The sequence below is a fragment of the Undibacterium parvum genome, assembly GCF_003955735.1.
Lineage (GTDB): Bacteria > Pseudomonadota > Gammaproteobacteria > Burkholderiales > Burkholderiaceae_D > Undibacterium > Undibacterium parvum.
The window spans coordinates 4,132,647-4,149,059 of the sequence record NZ_CP034464.1 but is presented as its reverse complement, the minus strand read 5'-3'; the positions used below and the strand labels follow the sequence as shown (position 1 = coordinate 4,149,059).

The 16,413-nt window shown below is 50.1% G+C and carries 14 protein-coding genes; all 14 read right to left on the bottom strand.

The genetic code is table 11. The features are described 5' to 3' along the window. Positions 1-13: 13 nt before the first annotated feature. Entirely contained in the window at positions 14-673 is a 660-nt protein-coding gene (locus EJN92_RS18140) for a site-2 protease family protein (RefSeq protein ID WP_126129107.1), read from the bottom strand. A gap of 46 nt (positions 674-719) precedes the next feature. Continuing rightward, the gene (locus EJN92_RS18135) at positions 720-1,343 is read right to left on the bottom strand and encodes an L-threonylcarbamoyladenylate synthase (protein WP_126129106.1); all 624 of its coding nucleotides are present in this window, start codon (positions 1,341-1,343) and stop codon (positions 720-722) included. A gap of 49 nt (positions 1,344-1,392) precedes the next feature. Beyond that, complete coding sequence (htpX, locus tag EJN92_RS18130; protein ID WP_126129105.1) at positions 1,393-2,268, bottom strand: protease HtpX; 876 nt, start codon at positions 2,266-2,268, stop codon at positions 1,393-1,395. A 122-nt stretch (positions 2,269-2,390) separates the two neighbouring features. Continuing rightward, entirely contained in the window at positions 2,391-3,224 is an 834-nt protein-coding gene (locus EJN92_RS18125) for a 3',5'-nucleoside bisphosphate phosphatase (protein ID WP_126130009.1), read from the bottom strand. A gap of 121 nt (positions 3,225-3,345) precedes the next feature. Continuing rightward, positions 3,346-5,664, bottom strand: a complete 2,319-nt coding sequence (locus tag EJN92_RS18120; RefSeq protein ID WP_126129104.1) for a TonB-dependent receptor plug domain-containing protein — start codon at positions 5,662-5,664, stop codon at positions 3,346-3,348. Between the two features lie 376 nt (positions 5,665-6,040). Next, positions 6,041-7,558, bottom strand: a complete 1,518-nt coding sequence (gene purF / locus EJN92_RS18115; protein ID WP_126129103.1) for an amidophosphoribosyltransferase — start codon at positions 7,556-7,558, stop codon at positions 6,041-6,043. A 58-nt stretch (positions 7,559-7,616) separates the two neighbouring features. Beyond that, positions 7,617-8,105, bottom strand: a complete 489-nt coding sequence (locus tag EJN92_RS18110) for a CvpA family protein (RefSeq protein WP_126129102.1) — start codon at positions 8,103-8,105, stop codon at positions 7,617-7,619. Between the two features lie 23 nt (positions 8,106-8,128). After that, the gene (locus EJN92_RS18105; RefSeq protein WP_126129101.1) at positions 8,129-9,196 is read right to left on the bottom strand and encodes an SPOR domain-containing protein; all 1,068 of its coding nucleotides are present in this window, start codon (positions 9,194-9,196) and stop codon (positions 8,129-8,131) included. A 63-nt stretch (positions 9,197-9,259) separates the two neighbouring features. Then, a complete protein-coding gene (gene folC, locus EJN92_RS18100; protein ID WP_126129100.1) occupies positions 9,260-10,549 on the bottom strand; it encodes a bifunctional tetrahydrofolate synthase/dihydrofolate synthase in 1,290 nt (429 codons plus the stop codon). A 166-nt stretch (positions 10,550-10,715) separates the two neighbouring features. Then, positions 10,716-11,588: an acetyl-CoA carboxylase, carboxyltransferase subunit beta gene (accD, locus tag EJN92_RS18095; RefSeq protein ID WP_126129099.1), complete on the bottom strand. Its 873-nt coding sequence runs from the start codon at positions 11,586-11,588 to the stop codon at positions 10,716-10,718. Between the two features lie 117 nt (positions 11,589-11,705). Further along, positions 11,706-12,503, bottom strand: coding sequence for a tryptophan synthase subunit alpha (gene trpA / locus EJN92_RS18090; protein ID WP_126129098.1), 798 nt, complete (start codon positions 12,501-12,503; stop codon positions 11,706-11,708). 195 nt (positions 12,504-12,698) lie between these two features. Continuing rightward, positions 12,699-13,970 (bottom strand): tryptophan synthase subunit beta, encoded by a 1,272-nt coding sequence (trpB, locus tag EJN92_RS18085; RefSeq protein ID WP_126129097.1) that lies wholly within the window; start codon positions 13,968-13,970, stop codon positions 12,699-12,701. Between the two features lie 35 nt (positions 13,971-14,005). After that, positions 14,006-14,680 carry a phosphoribosylanthranilate isomerase gene (locus EJN92_RS18080; RefSeq protein ID WP_126129096.1) on the bottom strand — a complete coding sequence of 225 codons (675 nt, stop codon included), beginning with the start codon at positions 14,678-14,680 and terminating at the stop codon, positions 14,006-14,008. Positions 14,681-14,974: 294 nt separating this feature from the next. After that, positions 14,975-16,273 (bottom strand): isocitrate lyase, encoded by a 1,299-nt coding sequence (gene aceA / locus EJN92_RS18075; RefSeq protein WP_126129095.1) that lies wholly within the window; start codon positions 16,271-16,273, stop codon positions 14,975-14,977. Between the last annotated feature and the right edge of the window lie 140 nt (positions 16,274-16,413).

Sequence of the window (16,413 nt, the reverse complement as noted above, 5' to 3'; positions counted from 1 at the left end):
AATATGGAGACAACTAGCCGAGCAAAAAACTAAAAGGCGAGATCATTAACTGCAGCAATAAATTGGCGATGAACATCACTGGCGCCATCCAAAACTGAAGTACATGCAACATCACTAGGCCCATCACGATAAAAAAACCGTAGGGCTCTATCTGGGCAAACTTATGTGCCATCTTGTAAGGCAATAAACTGACCAAAATTCGCCCCCCATCCAAAGGCGGAATAGGAAACAAATTAAAAGCAAACATCACCAAGTTAGTCAGCACGCCCGCTCTGGCCATGCGCAGAAAAAAATCTTCGTCAACCCCCATAGAGCTTAATGACAAGGCAAAGAACAGCCACAGAAAAGCCATTAAAAAATTCGCAGCGGGCCCAGCCAGAGAGACCCAGGCCATATCACGCTTAGGATGGCGTAAATTGGAGAAGTTAACCGGCACCGGCTTGGCATAACCAAACAAAAAGGCGCCACCTGTCGCCAGATACAAAACCGCGGGAATCACAATAGTGCCAAACGGATCTATGTGCAGTAAAGGGTTTAAGCTGACCCGTCCTTGGCTATACGCAGTCATATCGCCAAAATATTTCGCGGCAAAGGCATGTGCCGCCTCATGCAAAGTAATTGCAAAAATAACCGGCAGCGCATACACCGCGACGGTTTGTATCAATTCATTCATGGATAGTTTTTCAACAAAGTAAAATTACAAAAAATAAGTTGCGCCATCACAGACCAAACAAGCCTACGTCACCCCTGCCCTGACGTATTAGCTCGGGCGTTTCATGAGTCATATCGATCACGCTGGTTGGGACCAGACTGCAGGCGCCGCCATCGATCACCAGATCGACCAGTTTTTCAAGGCGTTCACGAATAATTTCGGGGTCGGTCAGCGGCTCATCTTCGTTCGGCAAAATCAGAGTCGCGCCTAGCAGGGGCTGCCCCAACTCTTCGAGCAAAGCATGCGTGATGCGATTCTCCGGCACCCGCAAACCTATGGTCTTACGCGATGGATGACTAAGACGGCGCGGCACTTCTTTGGTCGCCTCCAAAATAAAAGTATATGGCCCCGGGGTAGCCGCTTTGAGCAATCTAAACTGGCGATTATCCACCTTGGCATACAAGGCGATTTCAGACAAATCTCTACATAACAAGGTTAAATGATGCTTGTCGTCGACCCCGCGTATGCGTCGCAAGCGAATGACTGCATCCTTATCGTCGAGGTGACAAACAAGAGCGTAACAAGAATCCGTAGGGAGCGCGACGATACCACCCTGATGTATCATCTGCACCGCCTGTTTAATCAAACGTAGCTGTGGATTTTCGGGATGGATTTGAAAAAATTGACTCATAGAAGAAAGGCCTTAAGCTTGCACCTAAGGCCAAAATATAAACCGACGATTATTTTAAATTCTGCAAAGCAGCTATACGCTGCTCCATAGGAGGATGGGTAGAAAACAGCGCGCCCCAGCCCGGCTTATCATTGATACCGGCAGCAGCCATAGACTTAGGTAATTCGCCCGGCGCCATACCACCCAAACGCGCTAGGGCATGTATCATAGGGAGCTGGTTACCGAGCAATTTAGCCGAACCTGCATCAGCACGAAACTCACGCTGACGCGAGAACCAAGCCACGATCATAGAAGCGGCGATGCCGAAAATCATCTCACAAACAAACACGGTAACCATGTAGCCAATCCCTGGCCTGTCGTTATCGCCATTGCGGAACACGGCTTTATCGATCGCATAGCCAACCACGCGCGCTAAAAACACCACGAAGGTATTCACTACACCCTGTATCAAGGCCATGGTCACCATATCACCATTGGCGATATGCGCAATTTCATGGCCTAACACGGCTTCGATTTCTTCCTTATTCATGCTTTCAAGCAGGCCAGTAGAAACTGCCACCAGAGCAGAATTTTTAAATGCGCCAGTCGCAAAGGCGTTCGCCTCACCCTGATACACAGCCACCTCAGGCGTCGCTATTCCAGCGCGTTCAGCCAAGGTTTTGACAGTGCTCACCAACCACAATTCGGTACTCGAGGACGGCGCATCGATGACCCGGGCACCAGTCGACCACTTCGCCATAGGCTTACTGATCAACAAAGAGAAAAACGCGCCCACGAAACCAACCACCAGCGAAAAACCCATCAGACTAGTCAGATTGAGTCCATTGGCGGTGAGATAGCGATTCACGCCAAACAAAGACAAGACCAGCGACATCACCAACATGACGGCCAGATTGGTTGCTAAAAATAAGAAAATACGTTTCATGCGTACACCCTTCAAAAAAAATTATTCAGCACAAACTCATATGAGCAATGTTTATACAGCGAATCTTAGTGCAAACAAGACTGCTAGATGAGGCTTAAGCTAGAAAAATCAAGCTTGCAGGCTTACACCCAATCATTCCAGACTGGAGTGAGCTCTTTAGCCAGCGGCGGCAAACACCCTAAATCCGGCAACATCTCATCAGGCGCATGAAAATCAGAGCCACGCGAGGCCATAAAGCCGTAACGTTTGGCCACCTTGGTATATTCGTGATACTGAGCCACGCTATGACTACCTGTCACGACTTCAATCGCCGCACCGCCGTAGACCTTAAACTCGCGAAAAAAGGCGTCGAAAGCGATAGAACTTAAATCATAGCGACCTGGATGCGCAACCACGGCCACCCCGCCAGCACGACGTATCCAGCCCACCGCTTCCGCTAAAGTTGCCCAGCGATGCGGAACAAAACCGGGCTTACCTTCGGTTAAATATTTCTTAAATACTGCTGAGACGTTTTCACAGACACCAATCTCGACCAGATAACGGGCAAAATGCGAACGTGAAATTAAATCTGGATTGCCGACATACTTCAAGGCACCTTGATACACATTCGGGATACCCACGCGCGCCAAATCTGCTGCCATGTCTTCAGCGCGTCGTTGCCGCCCAGAGCGTGTCATGACCAAACCAGCCAATAGATCTTCATTGGTTTCGTCAATATTCAAACCGACGATATGGATGGTGCGCCCCGCCCAGGTTACTGAAATTTCTAGCCCTGTGATAAAGCGCATACCAAGATCAGAAGCCGCCGCACGAGCCTTAGGAATGCCGCGTACTTCATCGTGATCGGTTAAAGCCCACACATCAACACCGTTTGCCGCCGCTCTTGCTGCGACTAAGTCAGGCGCGAATACCCCATCCGAAATAGTGGAGTGGCAATGAAGATCAACATTGAGCAGTGGCGACAGCATGATTTGGCCAACAAAAATACAGGTACCCCATTGTACTCCGCCCGGCGCGAACGCGCTGCATCGCAGCATGAGGCGCCATGCAAAAAGCCCTGGGAAAGCGCGCTGGCACTTATATTTTCATTTCTAGCTTGAGTGTCCAGGTGGTATAAGTCTTGGATGTGCTGCTGCCCTCATGATAAACGCCGCCGGTGGTGACGACACTACCGCTCCGATAATCATCCGCCTGAAAATTATTTGCCGACAAACGTAACTGCAGGTTAGGACTGAACTTCCACAGACCGTACACATCGATCTGACGCTTTATGCCTGCGCTGCTAAGTTGCGTATCACTGTTCTGAGTCTCATAGGCGGGCGTCCAATTCAGGCTCCCACCCAGCGTTAAAGGCAGGCCTGCTGCGCGATAATCCAAACCCAGGTTCGCTGTTTGCACTGGCTGCTGGTCTAAGCGATTATTCGGACCTGCGATATCGTCGACCCTGGACCAAAAATGGCTATAGTTGCTGCGAAAATCAATTGCCGGCGCACTAGGGAAAAATTCCTGAAATTGAAACTTCGCCTCTAGCTCTATGCCGCTGGCAAGTGCATGCCCGACATTTACTGGAGCAGATACCCAGCGTGGACCAGTGAGCGTATTGACCAACTCAGTACGTCGCCGTATCAAATCGTCGATACTACGCACAAACAGATTGGCACTCATGATACCGGCGCGTGTCAAATATTGTTCATAAGCGAGATCGACACCCGTCGACAACTCCGGCTTGAGATTAGGATTACCGCTACGATCCGGTTTAGTCGGACTATTTACCGAAGAAATACTAGGGATAGCAATCAAATCACTCAAACTAGGCGCACGATAACTACGCGTTAAGCTCATGCGTATCTGATTTTTGCTGGCACCAGAAAGCCGCCACACTGAATGCAGAACCGGACTCCAAACACTACTGGTGTTTTCTACCGCAGCAGCGGATAGAGCCACAGCGCTACTACTAGTGCGGATACCCTCCCAGCGCAAGCCCGCATAGGCAGACCATTGCGGACTCAGATCGAATTCATCTTGCGCAAATAAGGCAACCCGGCGCGTGCTGGCATCGAGATCATCACCGGAATCAGCAAACTGCGGCAGCCCATTCTGCAGAGAAATACGGGTTTGACTGCGTTTGCCCGCCTCCAGATCCAAACCCATGGCCAGGCTATGACTTTCGCCCAAAGCACGGTTGTATTTAGCACCAAGATTAAGGCTACTATCGTGCGTATTATTCACATCCGAAATCGTATTCAATAACAGTCCGCCTGCATCGTACTCCTTACGCAAAGAATTGCTCTCCTGACGCCCGGCACCACCACCCAGTTTCACCATCAACTTGGAATTATCGGAAAATTTGTGCTGCCAGTTACTAAAACCGCGGCCAAAACTATGCTCTGACTGTCCGCTGGATAGCGCGCTCGCATATTGCGCGGTGCTTTGCGGCGTCTGGATCAACTCACTCAGACTCTCGGTTTGACTACGCGAATTCATAATGAAGGGCTGCAACATCAGGCTGTCACCATTCTCGAAACGGTAACTCAGGCGCGGTGCGAACTGCAGGCCTTGCGAATGGCGAGTGCTCTGATCAAGGATATCTTGTGTCAAAGTGACTTGCCCTTGCCCATCCTTTTCCAGGTTATGAGTTTGCGCTTCGTCCAACTGCTGATTCCGAAAGATAGAGCCGTTCAAGGCATACGATAAGCTGCCGACTTGCCCCGGATACGTGAGGGAAATATTCGGAGCATGCCTATCTTGCTCAAGGCTGTCAGAAATTTTAAGCTCTATATCTTTTTGCTTATATTCTTCACGTAAAACTATATTGATGGTTCCGGCGATCGCCTGGGTACTGTATTCCGCCACTGGCCCGCGAATCACCTCGATGCGCTCGACCTGATCAGGCGACAAACTATCCATGGAAAAGCCGCGTGGTGCGGCTTCACCATTGAGCAAAATCTGCGTATAGCCGCTGCCCATACCGCGCATGCGAATATCGCCGCCCCGCCCCGGCTTGCCGCCTATCGTCACTCCTGGCAGGCGTTTTAGAATCTCGCCTATGCTGGCATCGCCATTTCTGTCCAACTCTTCACGACCAAAAATCAATTTAGCAGCGGTAGAACTACGGCGCACCTCTAAATCCGTTTGACGTGCGGCATTCACATTCACACTTTGTATGACCTCGACTGGCTCGACATTCTTCGCCTTAGGTTTATTTTTATTTTGCGCTGAGGACTCCGTCTGATCGGTTTTCTCCAGCCTATTTGAAGTGAGATCAAGCTCATCACCCTTGGGCGCAGGCGTGGGCGTAGCGGTTACTGGCAGTGATTGAGCATTACTGAAGACAGGGAAAGAAAAGGCTGCACTGAAAGCCAGTGCAGTGGCGCGTATACGGAAATTCGGAGGCATAAAATAGTTTTCATCTCTACATTGGGACTGGCGAGCCCGAATAAATATATTCACGCATGGCTGGTCCAACAAGACACATTGTATTTTTAAAAGCCTAGTCTACGCGAGCGTTTGAGCATGAAATTTTGTATAGAATTGAAACAAACACATGGCGACTGTTACTTTAGGATACGCGCCAGCAAAATATTTACGCAACCACCCTGCCCGACACGCATATCCCATGCGCCTTCCCAGCCTACCTGCCCGCAAAGGCGCATGGAATATGGGCGCTGGCAGTGTCACTAAAAAAACACCCAAATAAAAAAGCCTGTCGCCAAACAGGCGACAGGCTTTTATTCAAGGCACACTTCACAAGAAGTGCGCAGCAAACAGAAAATTAATCCGTACCAGCCAGATTCAAATTCAATTGCGAGCGCAAAATATCTTCTGTATCAGGACGCGGACTATTTCTTGCTGCTTCCAATCTATCGAGGTAGGCAGAAGTGACGTCGCCGGTAATGTAGTGACCATCAAAGCAGGACGCCTCTATGCTACGCAAAGCCGGATTCACATCCGAGATCGAGCGCTTCATGGCATCGACATCTTGATACACCAAGGCATCGGCAGTGATCTCACGGCACACTTCATCAATACTACGGCCGTAAGCGATCAACTCGCTACGGGTAGGCATATCGATACCGTAGACATTCGGAAACTGCACCGGAGGCGCCGCCGACGCGAAGATCACACGACGCGCGCCAGATTCGCGTGCCATCTGCACGATCTCACGACTAGTGGTGCCACGCACGATGGAATCATCGACCAGCAAGACACTTTTTCCTTTGAATTCTGAACCAATCGCATTGAGCTTTTGACGTACCGATTTTTTACGTATGGCTTGACCAGGCATCATGAAAGTGCGACCGATATAGCGGTTTTTGATAAACCCTTCGCGGTAATTCAAGTTTAATTTCAGTGCCAATTCCATCGCCGATGGACGCGATGAATCAGGAATAGGCATGACGACATCGATCTCACCATCACTGATCTGGCTGCGTACTTTTTCAGCCAGGTACTCACCCATTTTCAAGCGTGTCAAATACACCGATGCGCCATCGATAATTGAATCAGGGCGCGCCAGATACACGTACTCAAACGCGCATGGATTGAGGGTCGGGTTCTCGGCACACTGTTCGTTAAACATCTGACCGTCGACATCGATAAAGATAGCCTCACCTGGTTCGACATCACGTACAAATTTAAAGCCCAGACCTTCCAGCGCTACCGACTCGCTGGCCAACATGTACTCTGTGCCTTTTTCGCTGCGCGAAATACCCAGACACAAAGGACGGATACCGTAAGGATCGCGAAATGCCAGCAAACCGTAGCCGGCAATATGCGCCACTACCGCGTAAGAGCCGCGTACGCGTCTATGCAGCATAGCCACAGCGCGGAACAAGGCAGCTGGATCGAGCGAATAACCGCTAGTAACTTCCTGTATCTGATGCGCCAGAATATTGAGCAAGACTTCAGAGTCAGAATCAGTGTTCAGATGACGCATGTCATTCTTAAACAACTCTATCTTGAGTTCTGCGGCATTGGTTAAATTGCCGTTATGTGCCAGCACGATACCGAAAGGTGCGTTGACATAAAACGGTTGCGCTTCTTCTTCGCTGGTAGAACCGGCGGTTGGATAACGCACCTGACCGATACCAACATTACCTGGCAGAGAACGCATATTCCGGGTACGAAACACGTCTTTGACCAGACCATTAGCCTTATGCATGGCAAATTTATTACCATGACTAGTGGCGATACCAGCTGCATCCTGACCACGATGCTGCAACAGCAGCAAGGCATCATAAAGCAATTGATTAACGGGATTATTTGAAACTACGCCAACGATGCCACACATGCTGGACTCCTAAAAAACAAATTAAAAACGAATTGGAAAACGAATACGGTAGCAATGATCAGAATTTCACATGATCCGTCACAGAGCCAGGCAAAAATGGCATCGCGGTTTGCACCGCAGTCTCTGCCATAGGGCTAAACAAGGCATTCTTCCAGAAGGCTTGCTGCGGGATCGCGGTCATACCGCAAATCAAAACCACTGCCATGACGATCACGCAGCCACGCGCCAAACCAAACAAGCCACCCAGACCACGGTCCGCCAGTGTCAAACCACTCGCCTTGATCAGCGCATCAACAGCCAACATTAACAAATACATTAGCAAACGCACGCCAATAAACAAGATTAAAAAAGAAACAATTAATCGCAACATTTGCCCTGGCACTACGGACGGTAGCAGTTCAGCTAGTGTCGCCCCATAGGCATTGGCCAATACCAGTGAGACTATCCAGCTGATTAAGGAAAGAATTTCTTTAATCAAGCCGCGCATGGTGCTGATGATGACGGAACAGACCAAAATAAACAGTAGGAGGTAATCAAATAAGGTCATTGCGGCCTAGCCTAAGTCTTACATCAATTGGGTATCAGAGTACCGCCCAAACCGAGCTTACTCAATTTCGTGCGTGCTTTTTCGGCTTCTTCTTTCGAAGCAAACGGCCCCACCCTTACCCGTATTTTTTCACCAGAAGTGGTCGCCACTTTTTGCGTATACGATTTAATCCCACCGGCATTTAACTTAGCCTGTAACTCTGCCACTTTTTCAGTGGTCGCCAAAGCGGCTACCTGCACCACATAATGTGCGTCTGCCTTGTCGGTAGCCTCGGTTTTGACAGCAGACTTATTCGCCGGCTTAGCCTCAAGTATCGCCAGTGCGCGCGCAGCTTCATCAACGCTATTAGTTTTTACTTCCGCTTTATTCGTGCTGACAGCAACTTCAGAATAATTTGGCTTAGACGCTGTTTTTGCTGGACTTGCAGTGGTTTGCGCTGCATTTTGCTTTGCTGCTGCCGAGTTATCCGACTTAGTTTCGACCTTAGTTTCCGCTTTAGTATCGGCTTTAGTTTCAGGACGTACAGCGACGGTTTTTGCTTCAGAACCGCTGCTACCGCCCTGCTCTTTTTTGGTGGCTGCCAGCGCTGCAACTGCACTCGTATTTTTTACTGCAGTAGTGCTAGTTAGCTCGCTGCTCTTAGGCTTATTTTTACTCTCACTGCTACTAGGAGTAGGACTAGGCGCGGGGATGATTTCTTCACCACCGTCGGTACTATCGAGCGCGCTCACTGAGCGCGGCTTGGCACGTTCACTAGGTGCGGGCAAAGGCTGGGATTTATCCTTCGACGGGATCTGAATATTTATATCGTCAGCCAAAGGCTTGGGCTCAGAATCGAGCAGCATAGGCAAACCTATGATGGCAGCCAGCACTAAGGCCAAGGCACCAATCAGACGCCGTCTGGCACGCTTTTTTTCAGGCAGGGCCGGATCTGCTGGTTTTTCCCTGCGTGCAGCTTTACTAGGTCGCGCACTACTTTTTTTATCACCGCGCGCAGAACTACTTTCTTCCTCGGAGCGCGAGCGAAACTCGCCGCTATCCCTATCCTCAGATGTTTCTTGCTTTTGCTTGAAGCGCGAGAGTAAACCCATGGGCAGATATAAGATTAGTTAAGGAATTTCAAAACCTGGCGATGTCGCTTTAGCATGAAATTCTCAGTGAGTTTGGGATTTTCTGGCTCTCATGACACCAGCAACGGTGAGAAAAGATCCAAAGACCGCTATTCTATCATTTTCACCGGCTTTGCTGAGTGCAAAGGCGTAGGCTTGCTCGGGCGAGCTAAATTCCTGGATACTATGTTCTACATCTTGCAGCACATTAGCCTGCAAAAGTTGCTCGCGCAGCTGGGCCGCAGTGGCAGCGCGTGGCAAGGGCAAATCACAAACACACCAATGGTCGATCTTGCCCTTCATTTGCGCGATCACCCCAGCAATATCTTTATCGAGCATGCTGCCGAACACCGCATAGGTGTAGGCATGAAAACCCATGTTGTCAAAGTTTTGCGCCAAGGTTGCGGCTGCATGCGGATTATGCGCAACATCGAGCACCACCGTAGGACGCCCCGGCATAACTTGAAAACGCCCCGGCAAATCAACCATAGCCAGACCATTTCTGACTTCCTGCGCACCAATTGGCAAGCGGTCACGCAAGGCTTCCAGCGCCGCCAACACTGCCGCTGCATTCAATAATTGATTGGCACCGCGCAAACTTGGATATCCCAGAGAGTTGCGACGCTGTTCACGCCCGGCAAAATTCCACTGTTGCTTATCGCCGTTGTAATTAAAATCGCGGCCAAACAACCACAAATCAGCACCGATCTCTAATGCATGATCGATCAGACTTTGCGGCGGCAAAGGATCGCTGCAAATCGCCGTCCTTCCGGTGCGGAAAATGCCGGCTTTCTCAAAGCCGATTTTTTCGCGGGTATCACCGAGGTAATCGACATGATCAATATCCACGCTGGTGACGATAGAAACGTCGGCATTGATCACATTGACCGCATCGAGCCGCCCACCAAGACCAACCTCCAGTATCACCACATCGAGTTTGGCCTCGGCCAGTAATTTGCAAATCGCCAGCGTGGTAAATTCAAAATACGTCATAGAGACGTCGCCACGCGCCGCCTCTACCTGATCAAAAGTATCGATAAAGACTTGATCACTGACCATTTCACCATTAATGCGGGCGCGCTCATTGAAATCTAAAAAATGCGGCTTACTATACAACCCGACCCGATAACCAGCCTGCAACAGTATGGCTTCCAGCATGGCGCAAGTGGAGCCCTTGCCATTGGTACCGGCCACCATAATCACCGGACAAGCGTACTCTATGCCGAGCTTTTCTTTGACTGCGCGCACGCGATCGAGACCCATGTCTATCTCTTTGAAATGACGCGTTTCGAGTAGCGACAACCAGGCGTTTAAGGTGTTTGGAGTAGTTTGCATAGGATGAAAAAAGCCCGAAAAACCTTATTCCATGTCTAAATCATCGGTGCACTTTGTCGGTTTCGCTTGCCGTACGTTTGTACTGTCTGCGCTTCACCTTCGGGTTCACGAATGATTTAGAAATGGAATTGACAGGCAATTCGGGCTAATTGGAAAAAGAGAAAATTTAAGCGACAGCGTCGGCTGGTTGGTTTTGCAGCAACGCCAGCAGACGGGCGATTTCTTCACGCAGATTGCGTCTATCGACGATCATGTCTACCGCACCTTTTTGCACCAAAAACTCGGCGCGCTGAAAGCCTTCCGGCAATTTTTCACGCACAGTGTTTTCGATCACGCGTGGGCCGGCAAAGCCGATCAGCGCCTTAGGTTCTGCGATGACCACGTCACCCATGAAGGCAAACGAGGCGGAAACACCACCCATGGTTGGATCGGTCAAGACTGAAATAAATGGCAGTTTTTTCTCTGACAATTTAGTCAGCATAGAAGTGGTCTTGGCCATCTGCATCAAAGACAATAAGCCTTCTTGCATACGGGCACCACCAGTGGCGGTAAAGCACACAAACGGTACTTTTTGCTCCAGCGCTGCCTGCACGCCGCGCACAAAACGCTCACCGACTACCGAGCCCATGGAGCCGCCCATGAAACCAAATTCAAAGCAAGCCATCACCAAAGGCACGCTCATCACCGAGCCACCCATGACCACCATGGCATCGGTTTCACCAGTCGTTTCCAGCGCGTCTTTCAGACGATCTGGATATTTTTTACTATCTTTAAATTTCAGTGTATCGACCGGCAAGACTTCCTGACCGATTTCATAGCGACCACCGGCATCGAGCAAAGCATCGAGGCGCTCACGTGCGCTGATCCGCAAGTGATGGCTGCATTTAGGGCAAACATGAACATTGGCCTCCAGATCAGAACGATAAAGCACTGCCTCGCAGGACGGGCATTTAACCCACAGTCCTTCTGGCATGGACTTACGGTTTGAAGATACCGAGCGTTGTATGCGCGGTGGAAGTAGTTTTTCTAGCCAACTCATAAATTTCTCCTAAATTCGACTTACGGGCAGATCTTACCCGCAAATAGCATTTTTTTCTTTATTACCGTGCTGCCTTAGTCTTACGAAGGCAGACAATAAACCGGTTCGGCGCGTATTTTACTCGTCCAAAGCCTGTCTGACACCAGAAATAAATGATTTCACTGCAGCAACTGCATTTTCAGGCGGAGTATTTTCTAGTTCTTGTATGATGCGCGAGCCTATCACCACCGCATCGCAGACCGTAGAAATCGCCCTGGCGGTGGCCCCGTCACGGATACCAAAACCCACGCCCACCGGCACTTTCACGTGTTTTTTGATGCGCGGCATCATCGCCGCCACCGACTCCAGATCCAAGCTTCCCGACCCCGTCACGCCTTTGAGTGAGACATAATACACGTAACCACTGGCAACTTTACCCACTTGCGCGATACGTTCATCGGTCGAGGTTGGTGCCAGCAAAAAGATGGTATCCATCTCATTTTGCTGCATTTTCGCGGTAAATTCTTCGCATTCTTCGGGCGGATAATCCACCACCAGCACGCCGTCCACGCCCACTTGCGCCGCTTGCGCGATGAAGCGATCTTGCCCCATACGCTCGATAGGATTGGCGTAGCCCATCAAGACCACCGGTGTCAATTGATTGGTTTCGCGAAATTCACGCACAAATTCCAAAACATTACGCAAACCCACGCCGCGCAACAAGGCGCGCTCGGAGGCGCGCTGTATCACCGGGCCATCGGCCATAGGATCAGAAAACGGCACGCCTAATTCTATGATGTCCGCACCGCCCTCGACCATGGCATGCATTAGAGGCACGGTCAACTCGGGCGCTGGATCGCCGGCAGTGATGAAGGGTATCAGCGCTTTTTTATTTTTGGCTGCCAATGCAGCCAGACATGCTTGTATTCTTGACATAGCGATCTATCCAAAAGTGCAACTGCAAATGCAACCAGCAGATGCAAAAAAAACAATATGAATATACTCCCACTAGTATTTTTTAAGCGCGCAATGAATACGTGCGCAAATGGCCTAGTTTATTGTAAAAATAAGGGGAGTATATGATTCAGCGAGACTGGGAGCGCAACTCTCACACTCCCAGGCCCAGCCATCTCAATAAAAATTCAAGCCCGCTTTTTCTGCCACGGTATGCATATCCTTATCGCCGCGCCCAGAAAGATTAGCCAGAATAATCTTATCCTTGGGCCAGGTCGCCGCCAACTTCGCCGCATAGGCCAAGGCATGACTCGATTCCAGCGCCGGGATAATGCCTTCGATACGACAGCAATCGTGGAAAGCCTTGAGCGCCTCTTCATCGGTAATCGTGACGTATTGAGCACGACCCAGATCTTTTAACCAGGCATGCTCGGGCCCGACGCCCGGATAATCCAAGCCAGCCGAGACTGAATGAGTCTCTATCACCTGACCATTTTCATCCTGCAGCAAATAAGTGCGATTGCCGTGCAAGACACCAGGTGAACCGGCCGTCAGCGAAGCGGAATGCTTGCCGGACTCCATGCCCTCACCGGCCGCCTCTACACCGATCAGTTGCACATCTTTTTGATCGATATACGGATAAAAAATCCCCATCGCATTCGAGCCGCCACCAACACAAGCGACCACCGCATCGGGTTGACGTCCGCTCACTTCCGGCATCTGCCACAGGCATTCCTCACCGATCACAGATTGAAAATCGCGCACCATCATAGGATAAGGATGCGGACCGGCCACGGTACCGATGATGTAAAAAGTATTGTCTACGTTGGCAACCCAGTCGCGCATGGCTTCGTTCAAGGCGTCCTTGAGCGTCTTGGAGCCCGACTCTACCGGCACCACCGTTGCGCCCAAGAGCTTCATGCGATACACGTTTTGGGCCTGACGCTTAATGTCTTCTGAACCCATGTAAATCACGCATTCCAAACCAAAGCGGGCGCAGATGGTGGCGGTGGCGACGCCATGCTGACCAGCGCCAGTCTCAGCAATCACGCGTGGCTTGCCCATGCGTTTGGCCAGCAAAGCCTGACCGATGACATTATTGATCTTGTGCGCGCCGGTGTGATTAAGATCTTCACGCTTGAAATAAATCTGCGCGCCGCCCATGATTTCGGACCAACGCTTGGCGTGATACACGGGAGACGGACGACCGACGTAATGTTTTAGCTCATGGCGAAACTCGGCTAAAAATTCGGGATCATGTTGATATTTGGCGTAAGCGTCTTTCAACTCACTTAAAGCATGCGTCAAAGTTTCGGAAACAAAGCTGCCGCCATAGGTGCCGAAATGGCCGCGCGCATCGGGAAAATTATAAGTTGCCGCATGATAGATCGCTTGCGGCTGCAGTGCCTGACGCTCGAATTGAGTGTCAAGAGGAGATAATTCTTTCATACTAGTCCTTGCGATTTTTTTTGGGGAGGGTGCGCTTACGCGGCACTATCCTGATTGTCAGCCAATCTGACAGCGGCTACAAAAGCGCGCATTTTGGCTGCATCCTTGATACCTTTCGCTGCCTCGACACCACTACTGATGTCGACCGCAAAAGGTCGAACACGGCTGACCGCGTCAGTCGCGTTTAGTACGCTCAAGCCACCACTTAAAACGACCCGAGGCGCGAGTTCTTTTGGGATTAGAGACCAATCAAAAACCTTTCCACTACCACCGAAGCTATCGACAAAGGTATCGAGCAATAAACCACTAAATAAAGGGCTCGTTGCACGACACTGAGCTTCATATTCTAACAAATCCGCGCCACTTGTGTCGGCTTTCACTCGGAATACCCGCATAAAGGGACGATTCACGGCGCTGGCGAGCTGATGACACTGCTCCGCCGTTTCATCTCCATGAAATTGCAGCATCTGCAGCGGCGCTTGCGCTACCGCGGCCAGCACGTCTTCTACACTAGGATTCACAAACAAACCCACAGCCATCACAAAGGGCGGCAAAGCTACCAACAAATGTCCGGCCAGGGCTGGACTGACATAGCGTGGACTTGGCGGATAAAACACAAAACCCAAAGCATCCACCCCAGCGGCAACCGCAATCTGGATATCTTCGGCACGCGTAAAACCGCAAATTTTAATTCTCGTTCTAGGATTCATATTCACTTTTATCAAAGCCAATAGCGGCACAGCGCTTGTCACAGCAAAAAATTCTTCGTTTCTTCATCTATATAGGATTTACACAAAATTGGTCCAGCTAGGCGTGCAGCCGAAGACAGTACTTCAGTACGGCAAGGCGGACACAACAACGCTGGGGCGGTTTTGCGTAAGTCCGACTATATTAACTCATTGCCAGCCATCAGCAGCCACGCTCCAACTCAAAAGCGACTAGCCGAAAAAAAAACACGCCATCGAGATCGCGTGGTTTAGCTACTAGCCCAAGTCGCAATTTAATCAGGCCACTTTCTGCTCATCAAAAAATTGCGCATCTTCGGTAGAGCCATGCAAAGCGGTGGTCGACGACTGACCTTGCTGTATCGCCTGAGTCACCGCATCGAAGTAAGCAGTGCCGACTTCACGTTGATGCTTGACCGCGGTAAAGCCTCGCTCCGCCGCTGCGAATTCAGCCTCTTGCAACTCCACAAAGGCTGACATCTGGCGTCTGGCGTAAGCATGCGCCAAATTAAACATACTGTAGTTCAGGGCATGAAAACCTGCCAGGGTAATAAATTGGAATTTATACCCCATCTTACCCAATTCTTTTTGGAATTTGGCGATGGTCGAATCATCCAGATTTTTCTTCCAGTTAAACGAAGGCGAGCAGTTATACGCCAATAATTTACCCGGAAATTGAGCATGTATCGCCTTGGCGAAGGCCTTGGCAAATTCCAGATCCGGCTTAGCCGTTTCACACCAGATCATGTCAGCATACGGTGCATACGCCAGACCACGGGCGATCGCCTGCTGCAAGCCTGGTGTGGTTTTATAAAAACCTTCCACAGTGCGCTCACCGGTCAAAAATAGCTGGTCATTCGCATCAATGTCGGAGGTAAGCAAATCTGCGGCCTCCGCATCGGTGCGCGCCAGCAAAACGGTGGGCGTACCCATGACGTCAGCGGCCAGACGCGCAGCATTGAGCTTCTCTATCGCTTCGCGGGTCGGCACTAGCACTTTGCCACCCATGTGACCGCACTTTTTCACCGAGGCCAATTGATCTTCAAAATGCACTCCGGATGCGCCTGCTTCTATCATAGACTTCATGAGCTCGAAGGCATTTAAGACGCCACCAAACCCAGCTTCGGCATCGGCGATGATAGGCGCAAAAAAATCGGTATCCCCTTGCCCCTCCGACCATTGAATTTGGTCAGCGCGCGCCAAACAGTTATTGATACTCTTGACTACCGAGGGTACTGAATTAACCGGATACAGCGATTGATCCGGGTACATTTCTCCAGCAAGATTAGCATCGCCCGCCACCTGCCAACCAGACAGGTAAATCGCCTTCAAGCCCGCCTTTACTTGTTGCAAGGCTTGATTGCCAGTCATGGCACCGAGCGCATTCAAATAAGATGTGTTGTTGAGCAAACTCCATAATTTGATCGCGCCATTTTTCGCTAGAGTATGTTCAACCTGCAATGACCCACGCAAATTAACCACATCGGCGGCGGTGTAATTACGTTGGATACCGACCCAACGGGGGTTCGTATCCCAATCCTCCTGAACAGCCGCAATTTGTTGTTCACGTGTTGCCATGATTTATCTCTCTATAGAAAAATGCAATTACCTAAGCTCAAGAGAAATAATAGAATATTTACCGCACAGCAGCAATGTCTTATATAAGACATATAAATATTATTTATCACTTATAAATCAATAAGATAAATACAAAATCC

What these genes read in the sequence shown, in the direction of transcription:
- htpX (WP_126129105.1), bottom strand. Translation starts at nt 2,268, where the DNA reads ATGAAACGTATTTTCTTATTTTTAGCAACCAATCTGGCCGTCATGTTG.
- EJN92_RS18120 (WP_126129104.1), bottom strand. Translation starts at nt 5,664, where the DNA reads ATGCCTCCGAATTTCCGTATACGCGCCACTGCACTGGCTTTCAGTGCA.
- EJN92_RS18080 (WP_126129096.1), bottom strand. Translation starts at nt 14,680, where the DNA reads ATGAATCCTAGAACGAGAATTAAAATTTGCGGTTTTACGCGTGCCGAA.
- folC (WP_126129100.1), bottom strand. Translation starts at nt 10,549, where the DNA reads ATGCAAACTACTCCAAACACCTTAAACGCCTGGTTGTCGCTACTCGAA.
- EJN92_RS18140 (WP_126129107.1), bottom strand. Translation starts at nt 673, where the DNA reads ATGAATGAATTGATACAAACCGTCGCGGTGTATGCGCTGCCGGTTATT.
- EJN92_RS18110 (WP_126129102.1), bottom strand. Translation starts at nt 8,105, where the DNA reads ATGACCTTATTTGATTACCTCCTACTGTTTATTTTGGTCTGTTCCGTC.
- EJN92_RS18105 (WP_126129101.1), bottom strand. Translation starts at nt 9,196, where the DNA reads ATGGGTTTACTCTCGCGCTTCAAGCAAAAGCAAGAAACATCTGAGGAT.
- trpA (WP_126129098.1), bottom strand. Translation starts at nt 12,503, where the DNA reads ATGTCAAGAATACAAGCATGTCTGGCTGCATTGGCAGCCAAAAATAAA.
- EJN92_RS18135 (WP_126129106.1), bottom strand. Translation starts at nt 1,343, where the DNA reads ATGAGTCAATTTTTTCAAATCCATCCCGAAAATCCACAGCTACGTTTG.
- trpB (WP_126129097.1), bottom strand. Translation starts at nt 13,970, where the DNA reads ATGAAAGAATTATCTCCTCTTGACACTCAATTCGAGCGTCAGGCACTG.
- purF (WP_126129103.1), bottom strand. Translation starts at nt 7,558, where the DNA reads ATGTGTGGCATCGTTGGCGTAGTTTCAAATAATCCCGTTAATCAATTG.
- aceA (WP_126129095.1), bottom strand. Translation starts at nt 16,273, where the DNA reads ATGGCAACACGTGAACAACAAATTGCGGCTGTTCAGGAGGATTGGGAT.
- accD (WP_126129099.1), bottom strand. Translation starts at nt 11,588, where the DNA reads ATGAGTTGGCTAGAAAAACTACTTCCACCGCGCATACAACGCTCGGTA.